At 41.8% G+C, this 26,254-nt stretch carries 28 protein-coding genes; 15 read left to right on the top strand and 13 right to left on the bottom strand.

The genetic code is table 11. The features are described from left to right. Positions 1-80: 80 nt before the first annotated feature. From FIB07_00140 to FIB07_00130, 3 genes are all read right to left on the bottom strand, one after another. The gene (locus FIB07_00140; GenBank protein ID NJD51261.1) at positions 81-308 is read right to left on the bottom strand and encodes a hypothetical protein; all 228 of its coding nucleotides are present in this window, start codon (positions 306-308) and stop codon (positions 81-83) included. A gap of 137 nt (positions 309-445) precedes the next feature. Next, the gene (locus FIB07_00135) at positions 446-667 is read right to left on the bottom strand and encodes a hypothetical protein (GenBank protein NJD51260.1); all 222 of its coding nucleotides are present in this window, start codon (positions 665-667) and stop codon (positions 446-448) included. A 94-nt stretch (positions 668-761) separates the two neighbouring features. Next, entirely contained in the window at positions 762-1,268 is a 507-nt protein-coding gene (locus tag FIB07_00130; GenBank protein NJD51259.1) for a hypothetical protein, read from the bottom strand. 623 nt (positions 1,269-1,891) lie between these two features. Between FIB07_00130 and FIB07_00125 the strand changes: the two genes are divergently transcribed. From FIB07_00125 to FIB07_00110, 4 genes are all read left to right on the top strand, one after another. Beyond that, entirely contained in the window at positions 1,892-2,140 is a 249-nt protein-coding gene (locus FIB07_00125) for a DUF433 domain-containing protein (protein NJD51258.1), read from the top strand. A 154-nt stretch (positions 2,141-2,294) separates the two neighbouring features. Then, positions 2,295-2,513: a hypothetical protein gene (locus FIB07_00120; GenBank protein NJD51257.1), complete on the top strand. Its 219-nt coding sequence runs from the start codon at positions 2,295-2,297 to the stop codon at positions 2,511-2,513. A gap of 190 nt (positions 2,514-2,703) precedes the next feature. Next, a complete protein-coding gene (locus FIB07_00115; GenBank protein NJD51256.1) occupies positions 2,704-3,954 on the top strand; it encodes a TIGR00375 family protein in 1,251 nt (416 codons plus the stop codon). Between the two features lie 74 nt (positions 3,955-4,028). After that, complete coding sequence (locus FIB07_00110) at positions 4,029-5,153, top strand: DUF5050 domain-containing protein (GenBank protein ID NJD51255.1); 1,125 nt, start codon at positions 4,029-4,031, stop codon at positions 5,151-5,153. Here the strand turns inward: FIB07_00110 and FIB07_00105 are convergent, their stop codons facing one another. Both FIB07_00105 and argH read right to left on the bottom strand, forming a co-directional pair. Next, entirely contained in the window at positions 5,154-6,293 is a 1,140-nt protein-coding gene (locus FIB07_00105; protein ID NJD51254.1) for a magnesium transporter CorA, read from the bottom strand. 75 nt (positions 6,294-6,368) lie between these two features. Then, on the bottom strand, positions 6,369-7,835 hold the full coding sequence (gene argH, locus FIB07_00100; protein NJD51253.1) for an argininosuccinate lyase: 1,467 nt from the start codon (positions 7,833-7,835) through the stop codon (positions 6,369-6,371). Between the two features lie 206 nt (positions 7,836-8,041). Here argH and FIB07_00095 point away from each other — a divergent pair, with 206 nt between their 5' ends. The 5 genes from FIB07_00095 (at position 8,042) to FIB07_00075 (ending at position 13,603) form a co-directional block, all read left to right on the top strand. After that, a complete protein-coding gene (locus tag FIB07_00095; GenBank protein ID NJD51252.1) occupies positions 8,042-8,899 on the top strand; it encodes a 4Fe-4S dicluster domain-containing protein in 858 nt (285 codons plus the stop codon). Positions 8,900-8,919: 20 nt separating this feature from the next. Continuing rightward, positions 8,920-9,639 (top strand): phosphoadenylyl-sulfate reductase, encoded by a 720-nt coding sequence (locus FIB07_00090; protein NJD51251.1) that lies wholly within the window; start codon positions 8,920-8,922, stop codon positions 9,637-9,639. Positions 9,640-9,957: 318 nt separating this feature from the next. Then, the gene (locus FIB07_00085; GenBank protein NJD51250.1) at positions 9,958-12,027 is read left to right on the top strand and encodes a hypothetical protein; all 2,070 of its coding nucleotides are present in this window, start codon (positions 9,958-9,960) and stop codon (positions 12,025-12,027) included. A gap of 117 nt (positions 12,028-12,144) precedes the next feature. Next, positions 12,145-12,687, top strand: coding sequence for a hypothetical protein (locus FIB07_00080; protein ID NJD51249.1), 543 nt, complete (start codon positions 12,145-12,147; stop codon positions 12,685-12,687). A gap of 10 nt (positions 12,688-12,697) precedes the next feature. Beyond that, positions 12,698-13,603 (top strand): hypothetical protein, encoded by a 906-nt coding sequence (locus FIB07_00075; protein ID NJD51248.1) that lies wholly within the window; start codon positions 12,698-12,700, stop codon positions 13,601-13,603. Between the two features lie 27 nt (positions 13,604-13,630). Here FIB07_00075 and FIB07_00070 read toward each other — a convergent pair whose 3' ends face one another. Genes FIB07_00070 through FIB07_00055 form a run of 4 tightly spaced genes read right to left on the bottom strand, consistent with a single transcriptional unit; the run spans position 13,631 to position 15,852 of the window. Then, on the bottom strand, positions 13,631-13,852 hold the full coding sequence (locus FIB07_00070; protein ID NJD51247.1) for a hypothetical protein: 222 nt from the start codon (positions 13,850-13,852) through the stop codon (positions 13,631-13,633). Beyond that, positions 13,849-14,412 (bottom strand): hypothetical protein, encoded by a 564-nt coding sequence (locus FIB07_00065; protein NJD51246.1) that lies wholly within the window; start codon positions 14,410-14,412, stop codon positions 13,849-13,851. Before FIB07_00065 ends, FIB07_00070 begins: the two co-directional genes overlap by 4 nt. Before the next feature lie 60 nt (positions 14,413-14,472). Further along, complete coding sequence (gene hypA / locus FIB07_00060) at positions 14,473-14,838, bottom strand: hydrogenase maturation nickel metallochaperone HypA (GenBank protein NJD51245.1); 366 nt, start codon at positions 14,836-14,838, stop codon at positions 14,473-14,475. A 3-nt stretch (positions 14,839-14,841) separates the two neighbouring features. Next, complete coding sequence (locus FIB07_00055) at positions 14,842-15,852, bottom strand: hypothetical protein (protein NJD51244.1); 1,011 nt, start codon at positions 15,850-15,852, stop codon at positions 14,842-14,844. 452 nt (positions 15,853-16,304) lie between these two features. On the opposite strand from FIB07_00055, the gene FIB07_00050 reads away from it, so the two are divergent. From FIB07_00050 to FIB07_00040, 3 genes are read left to right on the top strand one after another with little or no spacing between them, the layout of a single operon-like run. After that, positions 16,305-16,541, top strand: a complete 237-nt coding sequence (locus FIB07_00050; GenBank protein ID NJD51243.1) for a hypothetical protein — start codon at positions 16,305-16,307, stop codon at positions 16,539-16,541. Positions 16,542-16,556: 15 nt separating this feature from the next. Continuing rightward, positions 16,557-17,216 (top strand): hydrogenase nickel incorporation protein HypB, encoded by a 660-nt coding sequence (hypB, locus tag FIB07_00045; protein ID NJD51242.1) that lies wholly within the window; start codon positions 16,557-16,559, stop codon positions 17,214-17,216. Between the two features lie 10 nt (positions 17,217-17,226). Beyond that, complete coding sequence (locus tag FIB07_00040) at positions 17,227-18,336, top strand: TIGR04013 family B12-binding domain/radical SAM domain-containing protein (GenBank protein NJD51241.1); 1,110 nt, start codon at positions 17,227-17,229, stop codon at positions 18,334-18,336. Here FIB07_00040 and FIB07_00035 read toward each other — a convergent pair. From FIB07_00035 to FIB07_00020, 4 genes are read right to left on the bottom strand one after another with little or no spacing between them, the layout of a single operon-like run. Continuing rightward, a complete protein-coding gene (locus FIB07_00035; protein NJD51240.1) occupies positions 18,317-19,387 on the bottom strand; it encodes a phosphoserine phosphatase in 1,071 nt (356 codons plus the stop codon). The two genes, FIB07_00040 and FIB07_00035, sit on opposite strands and share 20 nt — an antisense overlap. After that, complete coding sequence (locus FIB07_00030; GenBank protein NJD51239.1) at positions 19,380-20,039, bottom strand: hypothetical protein; 660 nt, start codon at positions 20,037-20,039, stop codon at positions 19,380-19,382. The genes FIB07_00035 and FIB07_00030 overlap by 8 nt, the downstream gene beginning before the upstream one ends. Further along, a complete protein-coding gene (locus FIB07_00025) occupies positions 20,036-20,320 on the bottom strand; it encodes a DUF424 family protein (GenBank protein ID NJD51238.1) in 285 nt (94 codons plus the stop codon). The genes FIB07_00030 and FIB07_00025 overlap by 4 nt, the downstream gene beginning before the upstream one ends. Positions 20,321-20,328: 8 nt before the next feature. Then, positions 20,329-22,410: a minichromosome maintenance protein MCM gene (locus FIB07_00020; GenBank protein NJD51237.1), complete on the bottom strand. Its 2,082-nt coding sequence runs from the start codon at positions 22,408-22,410 to the stop codon at positions 20,329-20,331. 89 nt (positions 22,411-22,499) lie between these two features. On the opposite strand from FIB07_00020, the gene cyaB reads away from it, so the two are divergent. From cyaB to FIB07_00005, 3 genes are all read left to right on the top strand, one after another. Beyond that, positions 22,500-23,060: a class IV adenylate cyclase gene (cyaB, locus tag FIB07_00015; GenBank protein NJD51236.1), complete on the top strand. Its 561-nt coding sequence runs from the start codon at positions 22,500-22,502 to the stop codon at positions 23,058-23,060. A gap of 32 nt (positions 23,061-23,092) precedes the next feature. Next, positions 23,093-25,927 (top strand): DEAD/DEAH box helicase, encoded by a 2,835-nt coding sequence (locus FIB07_00010; GenBank protein NJD51235.1) that lies wholly within the window; start codon positions 23,093-23,095, stop codon positions 25,925-25,927. Between the two features lie 70 nt (positions 25,928-25,997). Continuing rightward, positions 25,998-26,186, top strand: coding sequence for a hypothetical protein (locus FIB07_00005; protein ID NJD51234.1), 189 nt, complete (start codon positions 25,998-26,000; stop codon positions 26,184-26,186). The last annotated feature ends 68 nt before the right edge of the window (positions 26,187-26,254 follow it).

The raw sequence follows: 26,254 nt of genomic DNA, 5'->3' as shown, positions 1-26,254 counted from the left end.
TATATCGGATGTTTCAGAAATGTCGGCGCTATATTTTTAATAGTTATATTATAATAAATATATTCACCTTTCGCTGTAGGTCATGGATTTATTATTAAACTCGAGTTTCTGCCATCAAATGTAATTGAATACTCATCCATGACATTTCGCCCTATCAGAACATCTCTCTCATCCTGATAGAAAGCGATGATTTCTTTGTGTTTATCATCAAGGAATTCCATGTTTATTCTGGTATACCATGCAGTGACTATTCCTCCCACCACGCAAATATTGGACGATAAAGCATTTCCAGCCCCAGCTTCAGCCAAAGTTCCCTTAGTATAACAACTGTGTCCGAACCCATATTGAGATAGGCAAAAGCCTTTGCCTTCTTTTTAGAGACTGGGTTTATAAGGGTAACTGTGATACAAGCGGGTCGTTGTCTATATAATCAAAAGATGCTTTTTCAGGCATGTTTCCTTAGCCTGACGGTAGCTGGATTTTTACCTACCCTACGCATGAAAAGCCTGTGACTTGGTCGCTTTTTCCTGGCTTCGAGATCGACATCACTAATGTGTTCTCCAACAGAAACGAGGTTATTCTCCTCGATATCTACGGCAATGATCTTTCCAATACAATTTCTCCCATTCTTCCCTATGCGTTTCGTAGATGTGCCTTGCTTTTTCATCAATGATATTGGCGTCTGTCATCTGATCAATCTCTTTGATTTATACGTCCTTAAGATTAATAATCTTTCCTTGTTATATTAGTATTGAGAGTTATTATTTCAACATTAAATATGTGTGTTTAAGTCGAAAATCACAAAGTGGGATGCTGCATGAAGCAAAATTCCCTGATTCTGACAGGTTCTTCTTAACATTTTTGGACTTATAGGCGCTTACATCAAGCACAGTTATGGATAGGATATTCATAAATTTCTTCTTGGCGTCATTGATCGCTGCCGAGGTCTCATAGCCATATATCCTCCCGAGTACAAGCAGTATCCCCTGGACATTTTCATGCGGCGAGTCCGGGTTCTTCTTCGGGTCAAATTCGTCAATAGGTTTTTCTTCTTTGAGGTACCATACGCCGCTCCCTTTTTCTTTCTGATAAAAAATGCTATACTGCTGCAGCGTCCTCCTTACTGTATCTTTCCAGGTGGGATTTGTTTCGGTTTTCCAATGCCCCTCGATTTTTGAATTTATTTCTTCCAGATGCCCGTAATTACCTGTTTTTTCAAGAGCTTCTTTTACAACATCTTTCCATGTCAATTTAATTTCGCTCTTCATTTGATGACTTAAATAAAATCCTTTGATCTTAATGGTTTCGTATGTAACGTTCCTACGAGTTTAGTACCTGTGTTGTGCGGTTTATAATGTAAATGATTGCATCTATGACGTATCGGCGCCAAACTTTAATATGTTAATAATTATAAATATATCACCCTGAAAAGTTCGCAAGAACAAAAGGTAGAGATAATGTAAATCATCCTCCGGCGCCACCACATAAAGATGAACCAGCGGCTCATACGTTTTCACATTACAGATTTCGCTAAATAGGCCGCGCTCAATTTCGGTAATTCGTCGTAGATAAGATGCGAAGCAACAAATCTGCGTTTATCCGCGTTCATCTGCGGTTTTCTTTTTCATAAAGCGAAGCCATCAAAGTGTTTGTAATTTCTTGCAAGCATAAAATTTCTTAAATTCCGATTCCCCTCTAATGCGGTTAGCCCGACATCCCTATCATCGGCTGCTCCAGTGACCCCTTTCACAAAAGACCAGCGCTGGCTGAATGTAGCGCAAGTGGGTACTTCGGGAACATCTCAACTTCAAGGGATTTAATATTAAGATAGTGACTTATCCAACGACAAGACATTTATATAAGCGCATGGCTAATTATATGTTGGATCATCATGCAAACGGAAATTTTCAAGCGCATTATATGCGATCCCAATATTCTTTGTGGAAAGCCAGTTATAAAAGGAACTCGAATATCTGTTGAGATGCTGCTGGAACTGCTGGCAAACAACTGGACTCACGAAGAAATAATGGAGAACTATCCCCATATCAAAAAAGAGGATATTCTTGCAGCATTAGAATATTCGCTGTCGCTCCTGAAAGAAGAACATATCTATTTAATTCCCGAAAAGGCCACCGTTTGAACAATTTACTCACCTTTTTGGCCGACGAAAACGTTCCTTTCTATGTAATTAAATAATTAAGGAAGGAAGGACTTAAGATAATATCAGTTATGGAAGAGAGTTCGCAGGATCAAGTGATGCGAAGATACTGGAAATATCTTCAAGAAATAAGTGGGTGATAATCACATTCGATAAAGACTTTGGAGAACTAATTTATAAGGAGAAGTATGATAAACCAGCAGGGATTATTCTCTTGCGAGTGGCACCAAAATCACCTGCGTATATATTGCAGGTACTAAAATGGCTTTTATTAGAGGAAAAACTCTCATTTGAAGGAAATTTCGTAGTTGTAAATAAAGATAAAGTTAGAACTATAAAGATTAGTGATTTTTAATTGATTGGTAATATAGATTTAAACGACAAAGCACATGAAGAGCCAAAAAACAGTTACTTATTCCAGCAGCCATAAGATTTTCTGGATTTTGCCTAATTCAAAAGCTTATTTCTTCTTTTCACTTTCTGTCATGTCACGCGCCGACATGATAAGCATAAGCCCTATATCTTTTCCAGTTTATTAGTTCCCTATGCTAGTAAACGCAGACCTTCATATTCATTCAAAGTACAGCAAGGCAACGTCCCCGAAAATGGATATTCCCACCTTAGCTTCGGAATCGATGAAGAAAGGTATCCAGCTTGTGGCTACTGGGGATTGCCTCCATCCAGGGTGGCTTTCAGATATCAAAACGCTAAAGGAAGAAAACGGTATTTTCAGGCTAAATTCTAAAAAAACAAATACAAAAAAAGATGCCATTTTTGTTCTCACAACCGAGATCGAAGACGTAAACCAGGTTCATCATCTCCTGATCGTCCCTTCAATTTCCAAAGCAGAGGAGCTGTATGAATTTATGAAACCTCATTCAAAAGACATAGATTCCAACGGCAGGCCTAATGTCAGGCTGGATGGTAAAGAGATCGCCGACGCTGCAATATCGGCAGGCGCCCTTATCGGGCCTTCGCATGCTTTCACTCCATGGACTGCGATGTATGCATATCATAATTCACTCAAAGAATGCTATGGGGATATGCATAAGCATATTTATTTCCTGGAACTGGGATTGAGCGCAGATACTTCTTATGCAGACAGGATCGCAGAACTTAAATGCCTCACATACCTCTCAAACTCCGATGCACATTCACCTTATGTCAATAAGCTCGCCCGCGAGTTCAACCGTTTTGAAATGGAAGACATAAGTTTTGATGAACTGAAGATGGCAATAATCCGGGAAAAAGGAAGAAAACCTGTTCTTAACGTGGGAATGCCGCCAGAGGAAGGAAAATACAATGAGAGCGCATGTATCCGGTGTTTCACCCATTATACAATAAAGGAGAGTGTCATGAGAAACTGGAAATGTCCATGCGGGGGAATTATAAAAAAAGGGGTAAAGGACAGGGTAAATGAACTTTCTTCTTTTGATGAACCGCAATATCCCGGTCACAGGCCTCCATATATTCACATCATCCCATTATCAGAAATAATCGCAAAAGCGCTGGGGGTCGGCCCCAATACTAAAGGCGTCCGGAACGCCTGGAATGCTCTGATTGACCAATATGGGTCCGAAGTAGCAGTGCTCATTGATGCGGATATAAAGACGTCAGGAGCAGATGCGCGGGTTATCAATGCTGTAATTGCTTTCAGGGAAGGGAAGGTAAAGGTAAATCCAGGCGGGGGAGGACAATATGGAAGTGTTGAATTGCCAGAATCAATTGCATCTAACCAGGGGATGAATAAAAAAAAATCTGACCAACAAACATCATTGTATAATTTTGATAAATAAGTAATTATAAATTGGAACTGTAATAGCAGCGTAACATTTATTATGGTAAATAGATATATAATCGGCCGGGTTTTATGAAAATATCAAATATATTCATTTATTTATTCTTAATAACGTTATTTTCGGCTCCGGTTTCTGCTGACCTTATTATAGAAAGTAATGCTACAGTCAATATTCCGGATAAAGATTTCTGGAGTACTGCAATAAGCCCGGATGGCGCCACAGTGGCATATGTTTCTTATGATACATCAAATAATCAGCAGATCTTCACTATAAGGACCGATGGTTCAGGAAGAAAACAGTTAACCAATGACCCAAATCGAAAATGGGGAATTGAATGGTTAACGGATGCAATCTCCTATATGTCCTATGACAATGATGGCATAGAAAAAATATACATTGTTTCACCGGATGGGCCGGAAAATCGAAAATTACTCAATGAAACCATCCGCCAGGGAAAAGAACCTATAAAGAGAGATCGTTTCTGGGGCGCAGCCTCATGGAATCCAGCAGAGGAAAAGATATTATTCACATCATTTGGTAAAAACGGAGATGAAAAGATATTTGAAGTAAATATCGATGGAACCGGACTGAGAATGGTAATTAATGATACCTCGCGCCAGTGGAACCCCAGGTGGAGCCCGGACGGCACTTCCTTTGTTTTTATATCACAGGACAAAAAGAATCTTGATCAATTATACATTGCCAGTGCCGATGGTACTGGCATAACACAGGTAACAGATGATGCATTTAAGAAATATAATTTGAATTGGGGAAGGGATGGTATTCTTTTTGTTTCGACTGAAGCCCAATTAGCAAGCAGTGAAAAGATATTTATCATTAACCCTGATGGCACCGGGAAAAGACGTCTTATGGAAGATGGTTTCAATCAGGGAAATCCCACGTGGAGCAGGGATGGGAATACAATTCTTTATGAGGCTACAGACATCAGGGGAAATAAACTAATTGAGTTATTGAATCTTCAAAAACCTGGAGTTATATCTACGGTATCCTCCACTCCCGTTGTTACAGGACCGATGATCACACCAACCGCCATAGAAACACCGGTAATTGAAAAAACACCAGAGAAAAGTTCTCTTGAGGGAATCGTATTACCCCTTGTAGTTATACTTGGTCTGGTAGTGATAATAATATTGGCTATTAATGCATCCAAAGATTCGAAATCAAAGAAGAAATAATCATTCCACTACTTTTGGCATTAATCCTTTTTTACTAATCCACCAGTATGCTGCCCAAGTTGCGATTATTGTAGAGAAAATAATAAGTATCACATACCAGCCCCGGTCCCCGGGCCCCATATCGAAAGCCGCATTTCCCAGTACGGTGGCAATAGTATTTGGAACCAGAACTGCCGTACCTAATATGGTCAACCATGTCATGACAAGAGCCAGCCTGTTATTTAATATCTGAAGCTGGTTGTTGTATATACTCTGAAGCACTTCCAGTCCTGAAGCAAGCACATCGGACATGTGTTCGCTCAGGGCAATATGCCTGTTCACGTCATCTGAAAGAATACCAACTCTTGCAAGCAATTTCGGGCTGTCGCTTATCAATTCGGCATCACCGTGCCTGAGTGAGTTCACTACATCAAGGGTGGCCCAGAGAGTATCCATATAACTTATAAGGGCATGTTTCATGTTATGGATCTCAGGAGCGATCATTCCTCGCGGGCTCATAGGATCCATCAGGATCTTGCTCAATTCATCCCCCTGGGATTCAATCTGTCTTAAATGGTCAAAATTCCTGTTAATGTTTTCATCTATGAGCCTTGTCAGGATTATTGTCAATTTGTCTTCAAGTACCAGATTTGGCTTTATTTTTCTCATAAATGCGTCAGCATAGCGGGAAAGACGCACAAGACGTGTCACGTTATCTTCATGAATTGTTACGATCAGGTCTTTTCTTATGAGGAAAAGTATCGGGCTTATAAGAACATCAAATTTCTTTACTGCAACGGCAGGAAGCATCAATCCCATTTCCGTATCCCTGTCTTCATAGGCAGAAAGATAATTGGACAGGATTGTAGGCGCAAGTGATGAACTGAATCCCAGGGACATTGCAATAATTTCTGCATCCTTTTTGATGTCTTTTACTGGAAAATTTAACCATGCTACTGAAGAATCTTTCAGGAATGAAATGAAATCATGCGGATTATTCCCCATTACTTTTATGGGTCTTCCGCCCGATATTGGCAATGCGACGCAGAAAGCTTGCTTGCTGTCAGAAAGAGGCAGCGGAGACAGTGGGATGCTGCCATGCTCTCTTTTTTCATCCGGTATTGAATTAATAGTAATCTGTGCAGATTTTTCCTCGTTCATAATATTGCCTCTTTAGTCCCGGACCTTATATGCAAGGTATTATATTTATATCTGCCATATCTGCCTTGCTTCGGTTCATGTGCATTTTTTGCAGGCTTTTGTGAGTTTATCCGATGCTTCGTTTATTTTTTTATGAAGTAATCCAATATCTTTTTCGATTGTCACTATCTTTTTCTTAATAACAGCAATCTGTCTTTTTGTTTCAAGAGGCGAAGGACCCCCCATTACTTTACGTTTCCTGACATTATCCACAGGGTCAAGAGCCTCCCTGATAGCTTTTCCTGTTAGGCCCCTATCGCTTAATTTCTCATGTATTATTTCTGATGAGAGTTCATCAAGTATTGAAAGAGCTGGAACCGAACCTGTTTTTGCAATTGAGCCGACAATATGGTGTGCGGTCCGAAAAGGAATACCCGTAGTCCTGACAATGACATCAGCAAGCTCTGTAGCTGTCATAAAACCTGTATTTGTTGCTGTTATCATGGCATTTTTCTTGACACTCATTGTCCCGATCATACCCCGGGCCATTCGTACCGAAGCCCGCACCGTATCAAGGGCGCGCCACAGGTGCGGTGTTGCTTCCTGAAGGTCGCGATTGTAGCTGTAAGGAAGGGCTTTGCATATCGTCAGTACAGACACAAGTGCGCCGTTAACAGTCCCGGTTTTTGCGCGCATGAGTTCGGCAATATCGGGGTTTTTCTTTTGCGGCATGATCGAGGACGTTGATGAATAACTGTCGTCAAGTTCAATAAATCCGAATTCCGATGAACTCCAGAGTATCAGTTCTTCTGCCATTCTGCCCAGATTTGTCATCATGTTTGAAAAACAGCTTATGCTTTCGATGATGAAATCGCGCGTGCTGACTGCATCCATGGAATTTTCGATTGCCGAATCAAAACCGAGAAGTTCAGTTGTCCTTTTCCTGTTTATCGGAAAACCTGTGGAAGCAAACGCGGCAGCTCCCAGGGGATTCTGGTTGGTGTGCCTGAAAGCTCCTTTTATCCGTTCAATATCACGAAGTATTGCATTTGCATGAGCAAGAAGATTGTGAGCAAGGGTAGTGGGTTGTGCATGCTGGGTATGAGTGTATCCGGGCATTAAGGTCTCATGATGTTTTCCTGCTGTCTTGATGAGCGTTCCAACAAGATCCTGTGCTTCCTCCATAAGAAATAAAAGCTCCGCCCGCAGCGTAAGGCGTATGCATGTCGCAACTTCGTCATTACGCGACCGTCCCGAATGCATCCTTCCGCCTGTATCTTCACCCACCATTTCAATGAGGCGCGCTTCAAGAGCGATATGTACGTCCTCATAGGAGGTATCAAGGGCTGATATGCCATCCTTTTTTATTTTGTCAAGACCCGAAAGAATTGCACGGCATTCGCTCTCTTTTATTATATCCTGTTCTTTCAGCATGACCACATGAGCCTTATCAACCTGGATATCAGCATCGAATATGCGCTTGTCAGCTTCCATTGATGAAGTGAATCGCATAATATCTTCGTCCGGTGTAACCTCAAGCCGCCCTCGTCTTAATATATTCATAAATTGTCTTTAATTCATGTCAATGGTTATAAATATAGGGGCTTTTGATGCGCACAAACAAAAACGATTTTATATGGATATTACATAAAACACGCTCCAGGTATGGATTAATTATGACAAATATTGCCGCATTCATCAGTTATATTTGATCCTGCAAGTTAAACACCCAGAATTATTTAAATATCAACTGTATATCAAGGTGAACCATGACCCTAGAAAAACTTGACATATCGATCCTTAAAAAATCCGGTTATATGAAACAGAAGCAGAAAGACCTTTTCGTGGTCAGGCTTCGGATGCCCTGCGGCAATGTCACTTCAGACCAGCTATCAGGGATAAGCCGTCTTGCCCGGAAATACGGCACCGGATACATACATATCACAACCCGCCAGGGGATGCAGATCCCGAATGTGAATATACACGACCTGGATGCTATAACAAAAGAGCTCGAAGACAACGGGACGCCGCCAGGCTCCTGCGGCCCGCGGGTGCGTAATATAATTTCATGCCCCGGGAATCTCGAATGCAATTACGGCATTATAGATACCTACGGCCTGGCAGGAATACTCGACAAGGAATTCTTTGGCGAGGATATGCCTGTTAAGATAAAATTTGCTGTAACAGGATGCCCGAACGCCTGTGCCAAGCCGCAGGAGAACGACCTCGGAGTGATGGGCATACTCAAACCCATTATCGACAGCGATGCCTGTTCAGGATGCGGGACATGCACTTTCATGTGCCCTGAAAAGGCTATAATTCTGGAAGATGATAAGGCCACAATCATCTGGGACAAGTGCAACCTGTGCGGAGCATGTGTCGGAGCCTGCCCTTCAGATCTTATAACTGAAGAGTGGAAAGGCTATAAGCTCTTTGTGGGCGGGAAAATAGGAAAACATCCCAAACTCGGAAGAGAATTGACCGACGCAAAATCCGCCGAAGAGGCAGTCGCCATATTCAGGAGAATTATTGATTGGTCAAAGAAGAATACCAATATCGGCGAGAGGTTTGGAGATTGCATAGAACGTGTGGGATTTGAGAAGTTCAAAGAACAGATCGTGGGGTAGAAATAAGGATAAGGATAAAAATGTCAGAACAACTTAACATTGAAAAATTGGCAAAAGATTATGAAAATAAGTCGCCTCAGGAAATCCTTGAGTTAGCACTTAATAATTTCAAGAATATCGCAATATCGTTCAGCGGGGCTGAAGATGTCGTACTGGTCGACATGGCAAAAAAGATCAGTAATGGTTTCAGGGTCTTTTCTCTTGATACAGGGCGCCTTCATCCTGAAACATACCAGTTCATCGAAGAGGTCAGGAATACATATAATATCCCTATTGAAATATTTTTCGCAAACCGCGATGCAACTGAAAAGCTGGTGAAAGAAAAAGGATTGTTTTCATTTTATAAGGATGGTCATAAGGAATGCTGCGATGCACGTAAGGTTGACCCGTTAAAGCGCGCCCTGAATACTGTGGATGCCTGGATAACAGGACAGCGAAAAGACCAGAGCCCTGGAACAAGGGCAAATGTTCCTGTCATACAGAAAGATCCTACATTCGGGACGGGAAACCTGATTAAGTTTAATCCTCTTGCCAACTGGACTTCAAAGCAGGTCTGGGATTATATACGGGAAAACAATGTTCCTTATAATAAGTTGCATGAAAAAGGGTTTGTCAGCATCGGATGCGAACCCTGCACGAAACCTGTGCTTCCGGGCCAGCATGAGCGCGAAGGGCGCTGGTGGTGGGAAGATGCAACGAAGAAGGAATGCGGGCTGCATGCGGGGAATGTGAAGAAATAAGATGGTGGATCCGGGTATAGTTAAAACCAAAGCTGAAGCCCTTCGCCTGATAAAAACTGGCATGAAGGAAAATCCACCACCTTTGATATTTCAAGATCAGCCAAAAAAACGTGGAATAAAGAAGCAAAGAAGCAGACTACTGCAATAATTCTAAACAGAGTAAAATCATCAATTAAGCTTCCTGATACATGTCCATAACAAGTGGTTATGTGTTTCATACATATGATGATTATGTATGACATACTTTGTGGCATGATACCAACATTTTTAAAATCCACGCACCATTAAGATGAAATATATAATTCAAATTGAATTCCAATGATAAACACCCTGAAATCCATCCCCCGCATTGGTGAAAAAACAGCACGCCGCCTTGTTGAGCATTTCGGCTCTGAAAAACAGGCAATTGATGCCATAATAAGCCAGGATATCGCTGCCATCAGCGAACTTGAGGGAATGACCGAGAAATCCGCGATATCACTTGTTCTGGAGGCTGTTGCAATAAATGAGGGCACAGGTGCAAGGGATTTCCTTAAAACAAATGAAGCTTTTGATTTTTATGAAAAGCTCTTAGAACTCATCAAGGGTTTTGCACATACGGACCATGCAAGAAGCAAACTGAGCTTATATTTCCCTTATCCTTCGCAAAAGCTGGAAAAGATACTGCATATCCAGGAAGAAATTCGCGAAATTTCGGGGATTGCGGATAAACTCGATGAAAAAGAACTCTCTTCCCTGTTATCAAAAATAAAACCCCTGAAGACGAATTTAAATATACCTGTAATAAGGGACAGGGTCATCATCGCTACGAACACTGAAGAATTTGAAGCTGCCAAAAAATTCCCTGTTTCAGTCCAGCTTGTTCCCGATAAAAAGGAAATTGCTGATATAGCCCGCGGTTATTCGTATGTTATACTGGGTACAAGTCTCGCCGGCATTGATTTTCCTGAGGATATAGAGGTTGATTTCCTTGATATTAAAAAATTAGAGACCTGGCAGGTCGCTCCTGAAAAAGAACTGGCATTCTTTACAAAAAACCTTGAGTCTATCACCTGCTCAATTGGTATCTTTAATAAAATCAGGCAGCATGCACCTGATTTTTGTGAAAAAATAAAACCCGGGGATATCCAGCAGCTATCTTCGGGTTTAATGAAACTCTGCGGCGAATCGGATATAAAAAGCGGGCTTGATAATGAAATAGATCGGTGTAAATCAATTATCGACAGGCTCAACAATGCAGTTGTTAATTCGGAGAGGCAGGCAAATGCTGAATTCGGGGCTCTTATCGAAAAAAGCTCAATTACTGTCAAAGGCTTTGACATGCTCACTGCAATGGATGGGAGCATTAACAGGCTGCTTGAAAAAGAGATCAGGGAAAAATACAACACAGTGACTGCCAATGCGTTGCGGGGAATCGTGGCAGAACTTGACCTGAACCCAACAGAATCACAGTATGTCAACACTTTTTTCAATGAGGAAATATCGCACCCGATCAAAATAAACGTTCGCGGTGTTGAAGGATTGAAAAACCATCTGCTAAGAAGCATAGCGTCACGAAAGATCGTAATCCTGAGAAATAATGCCCGTTTTCTTTCAAATTTAAAAGAAACCGCATCCCTTCTTGTCCGCGAAGTTCTTGATTTTGATGTCGTATATACGATCGCCTGTTTTTCAAAAAAATTCGCCCTTAACATGCCGCATCTTCAGAATGATAACGGGATAGGCATAAAAGGAGGATCAAACCTTTTCCTGGCAAATGCAGTCCCGATAGATTACGCAATCGGAAGATGCAGCATGAATTCCGGCATCGGTAAACTCAAAGATGCGCGTGTGGTATTGTTAAGCGGGGTAAACTCCGGCGGTAAAACATCAACACTTGATCTTCTTGCCCAGATTACCATACTTGCCCATATGGGATATCCTGTTCCTGCGAAAGAATGCGAACTGGGTCTTGTCGAAGAATTCTATTATTTCGGCAAATCCAAAGGCACTATGGATGCCGGGGCTTTTGAGAGCACTATCAAGGATTTCTCTGCAGTTTCGAATAATAAAACCAAGATCGTCCTTACTGATGAAATGGAATCTATTACTGAGCCCGGCGCCTCTGCCAGGATCATTTCGGGGATACTTGAGGAACTTGACGATAACAAAGGCATTGGAGTATTTGTTAGCCACCTGGCAGAATCGATATTGAAAAATACAATCCATAAAATCCGGGTTGATGGTATTGAAGCAAAAGGTCTTGATGAAAACCTGAATCTTATAGTTGACAGGAATCCGAGATATAATTATCTTGCCCGCAGCACTCCTGAGCTTATTGTAGAAAGGCTTGCGCGAAAGTATGCAGATACCGAATTCTACAGTAAATTGCTAAAAAAGTTCAAATAAATGCTCATTTTATTTTAAGACTGGCTTTATTTGTCTTTAAAACAATCTATTAATTATTATAACTATGATCATCATTCTAGCCTACGCGGCAGTTGATATCACTTTTATGGTGAAAAAATGATTGAAAACAGAGAAGAATCTGAATTTGGTTTTATGAAACTTCTTTTCGGGTATATATACCGCAGATTAAATTTCCAGCATTTTCTTTACTTTTGCGTTTTCATCACATTCGATATAGGAGATACAGTTACAGCTGCTATTATGATGGATTCAAAAGGATTGGATGTTGAATATAACCCTATAATCCGGTATATCTATTTTAACTTTGGACTCTCCGGGCTTATTGCAGCCAAGCTATGGTTTATAATCGTTCCTCTTATGATCGCATCGATGAGGGTCAAAGACAGCTTCTGGTTCATAAACGGTGTGCTGGTGTCATTGATATTATTTGGACTTTTAGCCATCCAGGCAAATATCCAGGAAATATCCGGTCTTGAGCACATGAGCCCTACGGAAATCAATACAATTTACCTGGTGGCTTTATTATTGTTCACATTTGCGGGTACGATAATAGATAATTATGTAAAGGTCAAGGCGCAAAATTCTTTTTCCAACCGGATTAAGGGATTAAATAAAAAATATTCATCTACTTTCAAGTGAATTATCCGTTGTGATTCTTGAACTATCTTATCCGGTTGAGTGCTTATGCGATTTTACATATGATTTTTTCTGGCAGCACAGGGGCAGCAGGCTTTCACCGTCAGCAGTTATCCCGCACCAGACCGGTACATCATATACCTATCAGGACCTTGTTTTTGCTTTAAAGAATGGGGAAGATGTGAACATAAAAGGCAATGCAGGCAAAAGGCTTGGAAGCAGCCTTGGAGTTGATCTTAAGTTTTTCGGGGGCACAGGAAATAAAATAAAAGCAGGTTCGATAATCGTTGATGGGGATGTTGATACGCGGATGGGTATCAGCATGGTCTCAGGGGCGATCTATATAAAAGGTAATGTCAAACAACCAGTGGGAAACGTTGTGGAGGTTGTATCTGACCGCCCGGAGTATCGAAAGTTCGTATCTATTACAGATATCCTTTCAGAAGTGTCAAATGAAAAAATACTTCCCCCGAATATTTTGGAAAATAGCTTCTTATGCATAAGAGATGGGATTATCCGTGATACAATCGCGGCCCGCCTTGATGCTGACAGGAAGGTAATTGTGGAAGGCGATGCGGGGATGAGCACAGGAATCCTGATGAAGCGCGGATTTATCAGGATAGATGGGGATGCAGGCTTGAACACTGCCGTACTCCTGCGCGGCGGGATAATCATTACAGGGGATACCGGAGAGTTCGCTGGCGCATATCTGAAAGATGGCATGCTTATTATAAGTGGGAAAGCTCAGGGTTATGTTGGTGCTAATATGAAAGGAGGGACGATTTTTTATAAAGGGGATGCCATAGTCCCGGGTGTTCAGGTCGATGAAAAGGATATAAAAATGCTTATCAGGATGCTTGATATCAGCAAGGTGGAAGCAATGATGTTTAAGAGATACGGGATTAATAGGGTTATATGAAATTCATAAATCGGTGTTAAAGGTTGATTAACGGGATCTGACGGTATTATGCTTTTTTTCCAACTTCCTTAGTTTTCTTATTTTCTCAAGTCCACCCTCTGTTTTGGCAAGGCGCTCATAGAAGGCATTTGCCATAATTATCTGTGAGTCTATTAGTGGGCCAACCTCCCTGATCCAGACCGAGCGGGGATGTGTCTTTACGAATTCAGCCCACCGTATCACTTGCTCATCGTGAGTCCTATCTCTCATGATAGCCTCAACCTGCAGATATCCGCTTTTATCTTTGTGATTTCTTTTTCATCAATGACGTCAGAATAGATGATCCTCAAATGCCTTGCATCTTCCATATCCTTTTCTGATTTTAGCAGTTCTTCCTTAAAAGCAATATTCATTTCAATATTTGAAAAATATAGATCCAGCCCTGTAAGAGGCAGTTTTTTTCTTGTCCGGATTTGATAATTATCAAGTTCATCTTTAGCCAGTTTCAATTCCATTTCAGGAATAAAATGTCCTTTTCTGACATAGCGCACACTGGTTTTATCTTTTAAATAGTCATCATAAATAAGTTCCGGATATTCTGACTGAATGCATTCAAAACCTGCCTCTACAAGATCATTATGCATTTTTATGAATGTATCTTTTTTGATCTTTTCGATTATCAGATCCACATCTTCCGTTCCCCTGCTTCTCCCATGAGCTATCGCTACAAATCCTGAAACAATGATATACTTTGCATGCTTTTCTACTACATTAACAAAATCTTCTGCAAACTTATCAAGAATTGTCCGCTCTTTTACTTCCCGGCTCATTCAGGTTATTCAATATATTTGCGTGATAATATGTCTTTCCACCAAAGTTTAATAAATTATTCAAGATATATTTATTTTCTTGATACAGCATTCCCGTCCGTCCACAATGTCCACATCCATTCCATCACATCGTGGGCATTTTATTACTGGCAGGAAAAAATGCATTTTTTCAAAGAATTCTATCGGACCGTTATAGGAACATTTCGTACAGTTTATCACGGGTTTAATGACCCTGATATTATATATCGCGCCCTGTGCAATAGTTCCTTTAGTAATTGTTTCAAAGATGAACTTCAACTGGTCCGGATTTAGCGCTGTAAGCTCCCCGATCTCAAGAAAAACCTCTTTAACGATTGTGGCATTATTTTTTCTTGCAGCATCAAGCACCGAATCAATTATTGCTCCTGCTATAGATATTTCATGCATTTACTATTCCCTTACGACCTCTATTTCAGACCTTAGCTGGATGCATCTGGCTTTAGCATACATCAGTGATGAAAATGCACAGACAGTCCCGATACCTTCACCCAAAGGCTCACCATCTTTTTTTACTGTGGCAGTAATATAGGTTTCTATACTGACATCTGTTTTCAGATTCCTCTTTTCAAGTGAAACAAGAAGATTATTTGCTTCCTCTCCCGTATTTTTTCCTTTCCGGCACAGTTTCACGGGACATATCTTGCAATACTCCTTGAATAATGCCCCCCATTTCGGTCCTGCAATACCTGCATGTACTTCTGCAACAACACCTGCGTATGCTATGCAGCATCGTGAGGCCCTTCCCAGTAATTGCCCATTCTCACGGATCTCACAGCACATCTTATCGTTCTTAAAGAAGAAGTGATTCTCCATCCCGCGTTCGTATTTGTCTTTTCCGGTGTTGCGCTTATCCTTTAGCTCTTCTTTGATCTTTGCCGCAAGAGCAGGAGCGCGCGGTATTGTCGCCGCTGTGCCGCATGTTGGACAATAAGATATCGGCCCGACAGCTATTTCTTTGTCTTCTTTATCGATAAATACTACTTCTATACCCCATGAATTGCGCCTTATGGCAACGCGCCCCCCGTTCTTCCAGACCTCATTATATGCTGAAGCTACAGGTGTGACCACCCTTCCGTAACCATAGATATCCGCTACCTTTTCCATGTCGATGATGCATTGCAGGGACTTTGTCAGCTCTGATCCGATATCCTTCGGGAAAAATCCTCCCTCAACCATTGCAAAAAGAATTGCAGGAGGCCAGGTTATGCCTTCTCCTTCTCCTACGATATTCCCTTTGTCATCAAGTATTCTTGAATACACCCCATCCGGGCGCTCCCAGACAATCGCTTTCCCACCCAGTTTCGATATTTCTCTTAAAACTTTATGTGTCGTACCGCAGTTGCCATCTTCGATATGCAGCTTACCTTCCAGGTTCTTCCTGACTTGCTCAACGAAATCCATATTTTTTCATTAATTCATTATTATTGATCATTATATTAAATCTTTATCATTACGGCTTATGAAGAATTTTTTTGATATTTTGAAGGTTCCAGTTCTGTCCATGTTAGTAGTTAGATATAATCTATCGATTTATATAGAATTAAGCGACTGATCATAAATTTTAAGGCTTCATAAGTTAGAACTATAATATTCAATAAGATTCTATATAGTCAAAAACGCTATCTACAGGCCTCGTAACATTTGTACGGGGTTTGGGGTGACTGAAGACGATAGGTTTTCATGCTCGGATATGGCTATGGATATATCCACATTCCTCTGAATTACTGAAAAATAGGCGCGCATGCCTTTTCATGACCATTTTGAATATTGGAGGCTCTCGCATCTAACGAATGTTGTTACCTTATACAAACATATATAAGGCAGATAATTAAATTTGGAAAGGGGTAAAATTAATGGTAAAAATCGAAGAGCCAATAAAATTAGCAATAGTTGCAGCCATTCTTACGATGGCAGTGACAATATTTTTTAAGAATATAGTGCACAAACCACAAGATGTGGCATCTCTGTCTTCAATTCCAACACTTCTATTTATGGGATATTTATTAGGGAAATATGGTGCTGCTAAGGTATGGATAGGTTTGACGCTATTTATCATGATTGCAATGGCTGCATTTTACGCTTTCTTTTAAGATTTTTGATTAACCATGCATACTACTGAAGATATATCGATCAACTACGATGTTCTTGAAGCAAATAAAAAACTTGCTCGAAACAACCAGAATAAACTTGAAAAACTCGGGATTACAGCATTTAATATCATGGGCGCAATAGGCTCAGGGAAAACATTACTGATCGAAAAGACAATTCAAAGGCTGGGTGATAGCTACAGGATCGGCGCCATTGCAGGGGATGTGGTAGCACGTCTTGATGCGTCCCGGTTTGAAAAGCTTGGCATACCCGTTGTAGGATTGAACACCGGAAAGGAATGTCACCTGGATGCCCACCTTGTTGAACACGGACTTACGCAGCTTCCTCTTGATAAACTGGATATATTATTCATAGAAAATGTGGGAAACCTCATCTGTCCCGCGGATTTTGAACTTGGGGAACATAAACGGATCGTGATCGTAAGCGTCAGTGAAGGCGATGATATTGTTGAGAAACATCCCCTGATATTTAGCACGGCTGACCTTATTATCATAAATAAGATCGACATTGCAGAAGCTGTAAATGCAGATGCGGATAAAATGGTAAAAGATGCCCGTCTCATCAATCCGCGCATTGATGTCCAGAAGATGAGTCTTAAAACCGGGGAAGGATTCGATAAATGGATAGGATTCATAGAGGAATGTATCGCAAAATAGACTCCTGCATATGAACAAAACCAATCAAATTAATTTCAGGTTCTTCAAGAAGAACATGCAAAGCATAGCCGTCCTGACGCCTCTTGTCCCGGGATCGGGTATAATAGAAAAACCCTGTGACGGCATAATGATCTACAGCTTTGCAACGCAGCAGGCACCATCGATATTCAGGGAAGTGTCACAGGCACGAACAGAATCAATATTCATAGCCGGGGGACCACACCCTACTGCCCGGCCGGAAGAAACGCTTCGGTTTTTTGACTATGTGGTAATAGGCGAAGGTGAAGAAACATTGCCTGAATTGGTCGATGTAATCCAGAATAAAGGAGATATTTCATCGGTTAAAGGAATAGCTTATAAAAATGAGACTGATAATATCGTTTTCAGCGAAAAGAGAAGCAAGGTTGATTTAGATAAATATCCGCCTTTTGATCCCGGGATCATGCACAATACAATTGAGATCACCCGCGGGTGCCCATACAATTGCGCTTACTGCTCTACCCCGCAATTATTCGGCCACAATATAAGACACAGGAACATTGATATTATCTCAAAATATTCAAAGTTCCTCAGGGATATCAGGTTCACATCCCCGAATGCCTTTGCTTACGGTTCAGATGGCATCCATCCGCGCATTGATAAAATTGAATCGCTTCTTCGTTCAATGCAACCAGGAAGGATTTTTTTCGGGACATTTCCTTCAGAGGTAAGGCCGGAATTCATAAATGACAGTATCCTTGAAATTGTGTCGAAATATTGCCAGAATACCACTATCAGCATGGGAGGGCAATCAGGTAGCCAGAGGATACTTGAAAGCATAAAGCGAAAACATAATGTGGAAGATATTATTATTGGTGCTGAGAAATGCCTGGAACATGGTTTTACTCCTATCGTTGATTTCATATTCGGGCTTCCTGGTGAAACTGAATCTGACCAGCTTGAAACTCTCAAATTGATAAAATGGCTGACAGGAAAAGGAGGAAATGTGCATTCCCATTATTTCATGCCGCTTCCAGGCACAGAGTTTGAAAATTCAACGCCTGCTCCGTTATCAAGAGAAGTGAAAAAGGTAATGGGGGAGATGGCGCTAAAAAGAAAAACTACGGGCGTGTGGTCTTAAGCTTGATATCCTCATTCTCAACAAGCAGCCTGAACTCATCAAGGCTCAAACGTCCGTCTTTCTTGAACTTCTCCCTGGCTTGCTCACGTTTCCCAACATTTTTCTGCTGGTCGCGATCAAGCTGGTATTCTTTCATCTGCTCAAGATAAACCCCAAGTTCATCACGAAGCTTTGGGATTTCCGCTTTCAGTGCGCTTATTTTCTTTCGAAGAGGCGCGATGCCTTTGAATTTTTCATTCAATTGGGCATGATATGAGTCAGCTTCCTTACGCAGCGTGTCTATCTCATTGTAAATCTTTATCATTTCCTCATGGGACTTCTGGGATTCCTGGGCAAGCGTCTGGACCTTAGCATGCAAAGCATCCATATCCGTGTAGATCTCTTTTCCCTTAGTATATTCGAGTGTGATTACGGAATGTATCTCATTGGCTTTCCGGGTGGCTTTCAATCTTTCGTTTAACTCATTTAAACGGCTGAAAATATTGATCTCATGTTCAAGCGGAATGTCTGCCGTCAAAAAGAGATTAAGCTCTTCCTGATAAGCCTTTTCAAGGGTTTCAAATCTTCCCCTGGCTGTAAGGTTCAATTCATCCCGCGATTTCTTAAGTTCCTCTATTCTCTCACTGAATTCTTTCCCCTTACCCCTCATCTGGTCTCGCTGTGCTTTTAATTCCGCGATCTTTGCGTTTGTTTCATCCCTCTTTTTTCTAAGCTCAGCAGCTTTTGGTGACAGTTCCTTGACTCTTGCATTTAGGCCGTCGCGTTTGGCTTTGAGTTCATTTCCGCCCTGGCTGTGAAGGGAAATATCCCTGAATATCGTTTTTAATTCCCTTTCCTCCTGCTCAATCCGCTGCCGCAGGAGATTGATCTTCTCTTTCAGGTCACGTTCCGATAGTTTCGGGTAAACTTTCGGAATTTCAACATGTGTCTTGGATTCGGGCTTTTGTTCAACAGGTAAATTTGATGTATCTTCAGGATGGACTTCAGGATGGACTTCACTACCTATGTGGGTCTCAACCTGCGATTCCGCCGGATTTTCGATCTCACTCAACTTTTACTCCCCCTTTTTGTTTCTCCCAGTAACCCAAAGCATTGGTGTGGCTTTCGATCCTTCTTTTTAGCCAGTTACGCCTTCCCTCTAATTCTTCTGCCTGTTTATTATAATCCTTTGCAGTTCCCATGTCCTGTTTTGGTTTATCCTGGATCGATATGAACTCTTTATGCGATTCATTCGCTTCATTTAATTTATCAATAATTGCTTTTGAGGTTACGGATATTCCGGCTTTTCTTGCCTCGGTTTCAAAATCATAAAGAAGTTTCTTAACCTCAGCTATGGCTTTTTCTTCATCATCAATATTTCTTGAATTCTGGAGTTTCTTCTCGTATTCTTCGATCCTGGCTGAAAGACGCGTTACTTCATGTATATTTGGTGATCTGGCCTGCTGCAATTTCTCAATCACTTCTTTAAAAAGGTCTTCCCTTTGTTTTTTCGCCTGGTGGAAATAGAGAAAATACTTTTCATTAAGAACAATTATTTTTGTTTCTTTGGTCTCTATTTCCTTTCTAAGATCATCGGTTTGCTTCTTAACAGCTTCAAGTTTATTTTCAATCCCGGAAGATTCATCTTTAAAAGCTGCAAGGAACTTATTATGTTTCTCAATAACAAGATCCATTAATGTATTATTGTCAATTATTCCAGTCATATTTCTACCATCTGTGCGTGGGGTATCCCATCGATAAAGATAACGACATCAGGGTCGATACATCCGCACTCTACAGCACATGCAATGGCTCTTTCACCTGTGATATTTGCGATATTTGCGCATGAAAGTGCTTCCTTTACTTCATTTTCGCAAACTTCCTCACCTTTATAGAAGTTTTCTTCAATTTTAAGGACAAGTTTTCCTTCTTTGAATTTTTTCCCAAGAATTTCCGTATCACAGACTGCCACGATCAATTTGCCGTCAGTGTCATATTTTTTCATATACATGTTCAAACAACCCTGAACCTTTCATTACTAGACTCAATTATCTCTCCAGCACTCTTTAACTTTTGTATCATATCTTCAACGGTCTCTTTTTTTATACCTGATTCTTCAGTCCTTGATATAATCTCTTCCATTGGTGCGGCACCCATTTCTTTCTGGAGATCCCTGATTATTTCCCTGAGTACCTTGATCCTGTCCCTCTGGCTTTTACCCATCCCTACATTAACGATATCTGCATCAAGCCTTCCCGTTTCCGGATCTGTCATGACCTGTTTTAAGCTTGCCATCACAATCCGGATGATCCGGCTTGTGTCATCTGTGGTTATGACATTACTCAGGCGTACGCGCGCACTTGCTTCAGCCAGGCGTATCAGGGCTTCAAGCTGGCGGGCTGTAACAGGTACCGGAGAATCCGGGGCCTCACCCTGTTTCCTCAGGCCAAGATAAAAGTCGATCAAATGTTTCCTTGCATCATCCTGGATAATGGGGAAGATATTCCTCTTCGTATATGCAATATATTTCCTGAGTTTCTCTGCTTCCAGCACCGGCCTGATGATCTCCATGGCTTTCGTAATATCATCCGGGCTTATCCCTGAATTTATTATGTTTTTTCTCCTGGTTGAAAGTTCACCTGCATAATGGGCTTTCAGGATATGTTCCGCTATCGCAGTATCCCTGTTGACCGACGGCTCATCCGTAAGTATAAAGATCAGGTCAAAACGGGAAAGCAGAGCCGGGGGCATGTTTATTTGTTTTGCGATAGGTTCGTACCTGTCAAACCTCCCGAATTTCGGGTTAGCGGCACCAAGAAGAGCGCAGCGCGATTTCAATGTAGCCATGATCCCTGCTTTTGCTATACTTATGGTCTGCTGTTCCATTGCTTCATGCATGGAACTCCTGTCATCCGCTTCCATCTTGTCAAGCTCATCAACACAGGCCAGACCCATATCAGCAAGCACAAGTGCTCCAGCTTCAAGCGTCCAGCGGCCATCCCCGAACTCGTCCTTTACGGCTGTGGCAGTAAGACCAGCCGATGTTGAGCTTTTACCGCTGGTGTAGATGCCGCGAGGCGCAAGTTTTACAGCATACCGCAATAGCTGGGATTTGGCCACGCCGGGATCTCCCACAAGAAGAATATGCATATCCCCGCGAATACGTGCGCCATCAGGTAAGTGCTTTGCCATGCCGGAAAAAAGCTGAAGCGCCATGGCTTCCTTTACTTCATCATAACCATAGATCGAAGGTGCAATGGAACCGATTATCTTTTTATAAATCTCCGGATCTTGCCCGAGAGTTATGATTTCTTCGATATCCTCTTTTGATATCTCGATATCCTCAAATTCCTTGTCTTCAATATCAATAGAATTCCCGTCAAGCAACAGGTCAAAAAATGTGCTTTTCCCCTCCCGGTTGCTCCTCTGGTATGATCGCAATACCCCGGATATGACAACACGGTCACCGGGTGAGACAAGGCCTGCAAGGTCATCATCAACATCCACATCAAGAGTCTGGGGCTGCTCGCCGCCTCTTAAGTCATCAGGGGATTCCTGTATCCTGAGTTTTTGCGCATCAATGAATTCGGATTGGTCATGGACAAGCTTAAAAGCGCCTTTTCGTCCGCATACATCATTCTCGCACTCAAACGGCTCAACGAACTTTCCTTCACCCTGGGGCATATATGTTATTTCACCGCATTTCTGGCATTTGAAAGCTGCATTGACTATTTTTGGTCTTACTTCCGTTGCTTTTCTTATAAGACCTGAAACTGCTATGAATTTATTGATATTTTCGCTTCGAAGTTCCCTTATCTGGATACGCTCAGGAATTTTAATGATCCTTACATGCGTGTCTGTAAAAACAACGTCAGCAGGAAGATCAATACTGCTGAGAGCCTCGTTTGCATGCTTTATTACTTTGTCCGGGTGTTCAAGCAATTCCCGGGCAAGCTCCATATCGAATCGTTCAATATCCGGAAATTGAACAGTTAGACTTCGTTTTTCCGGAAAATTCTTTGCTAATTCAAGGATGTTCTCCCAGTAATATCGTTTGAAGAAGTCTTCCCATACCTGGATGGATGATTGTACCATTTTTTACTACTTAAGCCCGTGGGTATTTCAATGTTTCGAACCGGATTAAATAAACAATCTAATATAACCGGGGAGATAGATTAACATGCATGATAGAGATAGAAGTAAAGGCACCTGTTGAAGATCCAAAACAAATGGAAAGATCAATAATCGAGCTGGGAGCTACGCCAATCGGGATAGAATTGCAGACAGATACATATTATAATGCGCCATACCGTGATTTCGGAAAAACGGATGAAGCTTTGAGGATAAGGGTACAGGACGGGAAGGCCACTTTAACATATAAGGGGCCTAAAATGGATACGGTCTCTAAAACAAGAAAAGAGGTGCAAACTGAAATACAGGACCTGGATGGCATGGGTAATATACTTTCATCGCTTGGTTTTTCCCCTGTTGCTACCGTATCGAAGAAACGAAAAAATTTCAGGATAGGGGATTTTTATATTTCCCTGGATGAAGTTCGAAACCTTGGAAATTATATAGAAGTTGAGATTGTGGTAAAAGATCCAAGGAATTACCAGGAAAAAGTTGAAAGCATTTTTAAATTCATCGCCAAATTAGGAATAAAGAAAGAGTCAACTATCCGCAAATCATATCTGGAAATGACCGTTGATCTGGATAAGAATATTTGTTCGCATTCAGTAGAATAGATTTATATATTGAATCCTCTTTTTTAAGCAATATGAACGTGTTCGGTTTACTTGATCCCCGTATCCAGGGAGCTCTGGCCAAGCAGGGATTTATTTCTCCCACCGAACCGCAGGTACAAACCATACCATCCGTAATGGCAGGTGAACATGTTCTTCTGATAGCGCCCACAGGTTCAGGGAAAACCGAATCAGTCGTGCTTCCGGTTTTTCACAGGATAATGCAAAAAAAAGCTGAGGAAAAAACGGAAAAAAAACGCGGGATCTCTGTCATTTATATCACGCCTCTTCGCGCTCTTAACAGGGACATGTTGACCCGTCTTGAATGGTGGGGAAAGGAACTGGGATTAAAGGTTGCTGTGAGGCACGGGGATACTACCACATACGAAAGACAGAAACAGTCTTTAGAACCTCCGGATTTTCTTGTCACAACACCTGAAACCCTCCAGATATTGCTTACGGGAAAAAGGCTCAGGAATAACCTCAAAACAGTCACACATGTGATAGTCGATGAAGTGCATGAGCTTGCATCCTCAAAAAGAGGTGCGCAACTTTCGATTGCTCTTGAGCGGCTTGTGGAAGTCGCAGGTGAATTCCAGAGGCTTGGCCTTTCTGCAACAGTGGGAAAACCTGACCAGATCGCTCATTTTCTTGCAGGAACAAATCGGATCGCCAGGATTGTTGAAGTTTCGCTCCTGAAGCGGCTTGAGTTCAATGTGGTGTGTCCAAAACCCATAAAGGAAGACCATGTGTCTTCCAGAAAACTGATGTGTACGCCTGAAATGGCATCGCATCTTCGGATCATTTCCGGAATTGTGGAAAAACACAAATCCACTCTCATATTTGTCAATACCAGGGAATCAGCTGAAATGCTTGGTTCAAGATTCAAGATGCTTGGGCAATTGATCGGTGTGCATCACGGCTCTTTATCAAAAGAGACGCGCATCGAGGCTGAGACTAATTTTAAGAATGGCAGCCTCCGGGGGCTTATCTGCACATCCTCTATGGAACTTGGTATTGATATCGGCGATGTTGACAATGTTATCCAATATATGTCGCCGCGCGAGGTTACACGCCTGATTCAGAGAGTGGGAAGAGCGGGGCACTGGGTTGGCGAGAAGTCAAGCGGGACAATAATAACAACAGGCGCAGATGATGCCGCAGAATCTTCTGCAATCACGCGCAGGGCAAAATCCGGCGAGATAGAAATAATCAACATACATGAGAACAGTACTGACACACTTGCAAACCAGATATGCGGCCTTGTGCTTGATTTCGGGAAGATATCGGTTGATAGTATTTTTTCAATTGTTACAAGGGCATATCCTTTTAGAACACTTAAGATCGAACTTTTAAGGGCAGTTGTAAAACAGATAGATGATACCCGCCTTGTTCGATTTGAGAACAATATGGTCGGCAAGAGAATGAAAAGCTGGCAGTATTATTACGAAAATCTCTCCATGATCCCGGATGAAAGGCGCTTTGAGATCTTTGACATCGTAAGCGGAAGGATCGTGGGTGCGCTTGATGAGGCGTTCGTTGTTGATTTTGCTGAAGCCGGGGCCGTATTTATCACCAAAGGTGAAATGTGGCGCATTATTGAGATTATCAGTGAAAAAAGCATGATCAAGGTTGAACCGATAAGCGACCCTGGCGCTGATGTACCTAACTGGGTCGGGGAGGAGATACCCGTTCCTTACGCTGTTTCCCGGGAAGTGGGAGCAATAAGAAAGCGGATAATGGAAAAAATCAAGAGAAAAGTTGCCGACCGGGAAATAATCGAGGATTACAGGAAAGATTACCCGGCCGATCACGAGGCAGCAAATGAGATCCTGGAACTGGTAAAGAAGCAAATCAGGAATGGTTTTACAGTGCCTTCTGATGATATCGTTGTTATCGAACAGGAAGGAACGTCGATTATCATAAATATGTGCGGCGGGCACAAGGTAAATGAAACCCTGGGCCGCGTCATTACATCGCTTCTTACTGCGAGGTTCGGGGCAAGTGTTGCGATGGAGATAGACCCATACAGGGTAAAACTTGAACTTCCTAAATTGTTCAATGCCGAAAAGATCAGGGAGTTACTCTTTACAATAAATCCTGACCACATTGAGCCCATCATAGAGATAACGCTTAAGAATTCGATGCTACTTAAATGGAAAATGGTGCATGTTGCCCGCAAATTCGGGGCTATCAGCAGGGATGTGGATTACGAGCGTATCAGCATGAAAAAGCTGCTCGATGTATTTGAGCGCACACCGATGTATGATGAAGCAGTCCGTGAAATATTCCATGATAAGCTTGATATCGCCCGTTCCATAGATGTCCTGAAAAGGTTACAGGGCGGTAGCCTGAGGCTTGTTATCCAGCCTGTAAGCCCGATCGGAGAGGCGGGTTTCATGGGAGGGCGGGAATTGATGGCGCCTGAGAGGGCTGACAGTTCCATAATCATGGCCTTAAAAAGCAGGATAATGGAAGACAGGGTCATACTTTTTTGCATCAATTGCAAGAAATGGCGCTCGACAAGGGTTGTGAAAAACGTACCGGAGCGCCCGGAATGTCCGCTTTGCGGAAGCAGGATGATAGCTGCGCTTAAGCCTTGGGAAGAAGAGGAAATAAAGATCGCGAAAAAGAAGGAGACGGACAAATCAAAAGAGGAGAAAAAAAGAACTGCGCGAGTTTTTAAGAACGCCAACCTTGTTCTCTCGCATGGGAAAACTGCGGCGATTGCGCTGGCCTCAAGGGGTGTCGGGCCTGAGACTGCTTCGAGGGTTATCAGGAAGCTGAGGGAGGATGAGGAGGAGTTCTACAGGGACATTCTAATCGCAGAGAGGAATTATGCGAAGACGAAGAGGTTCTGGGAGGGATAAGTATCGGTAGTTACTTACTGAAGGGAATGAGGGAAACGTTTTTGCTACCTCAACAATATATATTGAAGCAATGGTTGAAAAAACAAATCATATTAGGATATATTGTAAAACAAAAATAGTTGAAACTAAAAAAAATGAAGATGGTTCATCGGTCTATACAATAGAATCTATACCAGACCCAAAAAGATACCAACTGATTACAAGAAATGGCGATGAGGGCTATTGGAGTGAAACTAATCATGAACCTGCTGGTTCATAGATAAACATGAAAAATAAATACTGCTGTATCGTCTTATTATTCTTGCGGTATAAGCAGAGAAAACCAAC

This window comes from Candidatus Methanoperedens sp. (assembly GCA_012026795.1).
Taxonomy (GTDB): Archaea; Halobacteriota; Methanosarcinia; order Methanosarcinales; family Methanoperedenaceae; genus Methanoperedens.
This window is presented reverse-complemented; position numbering and strand designations above follow the sequence as displayed.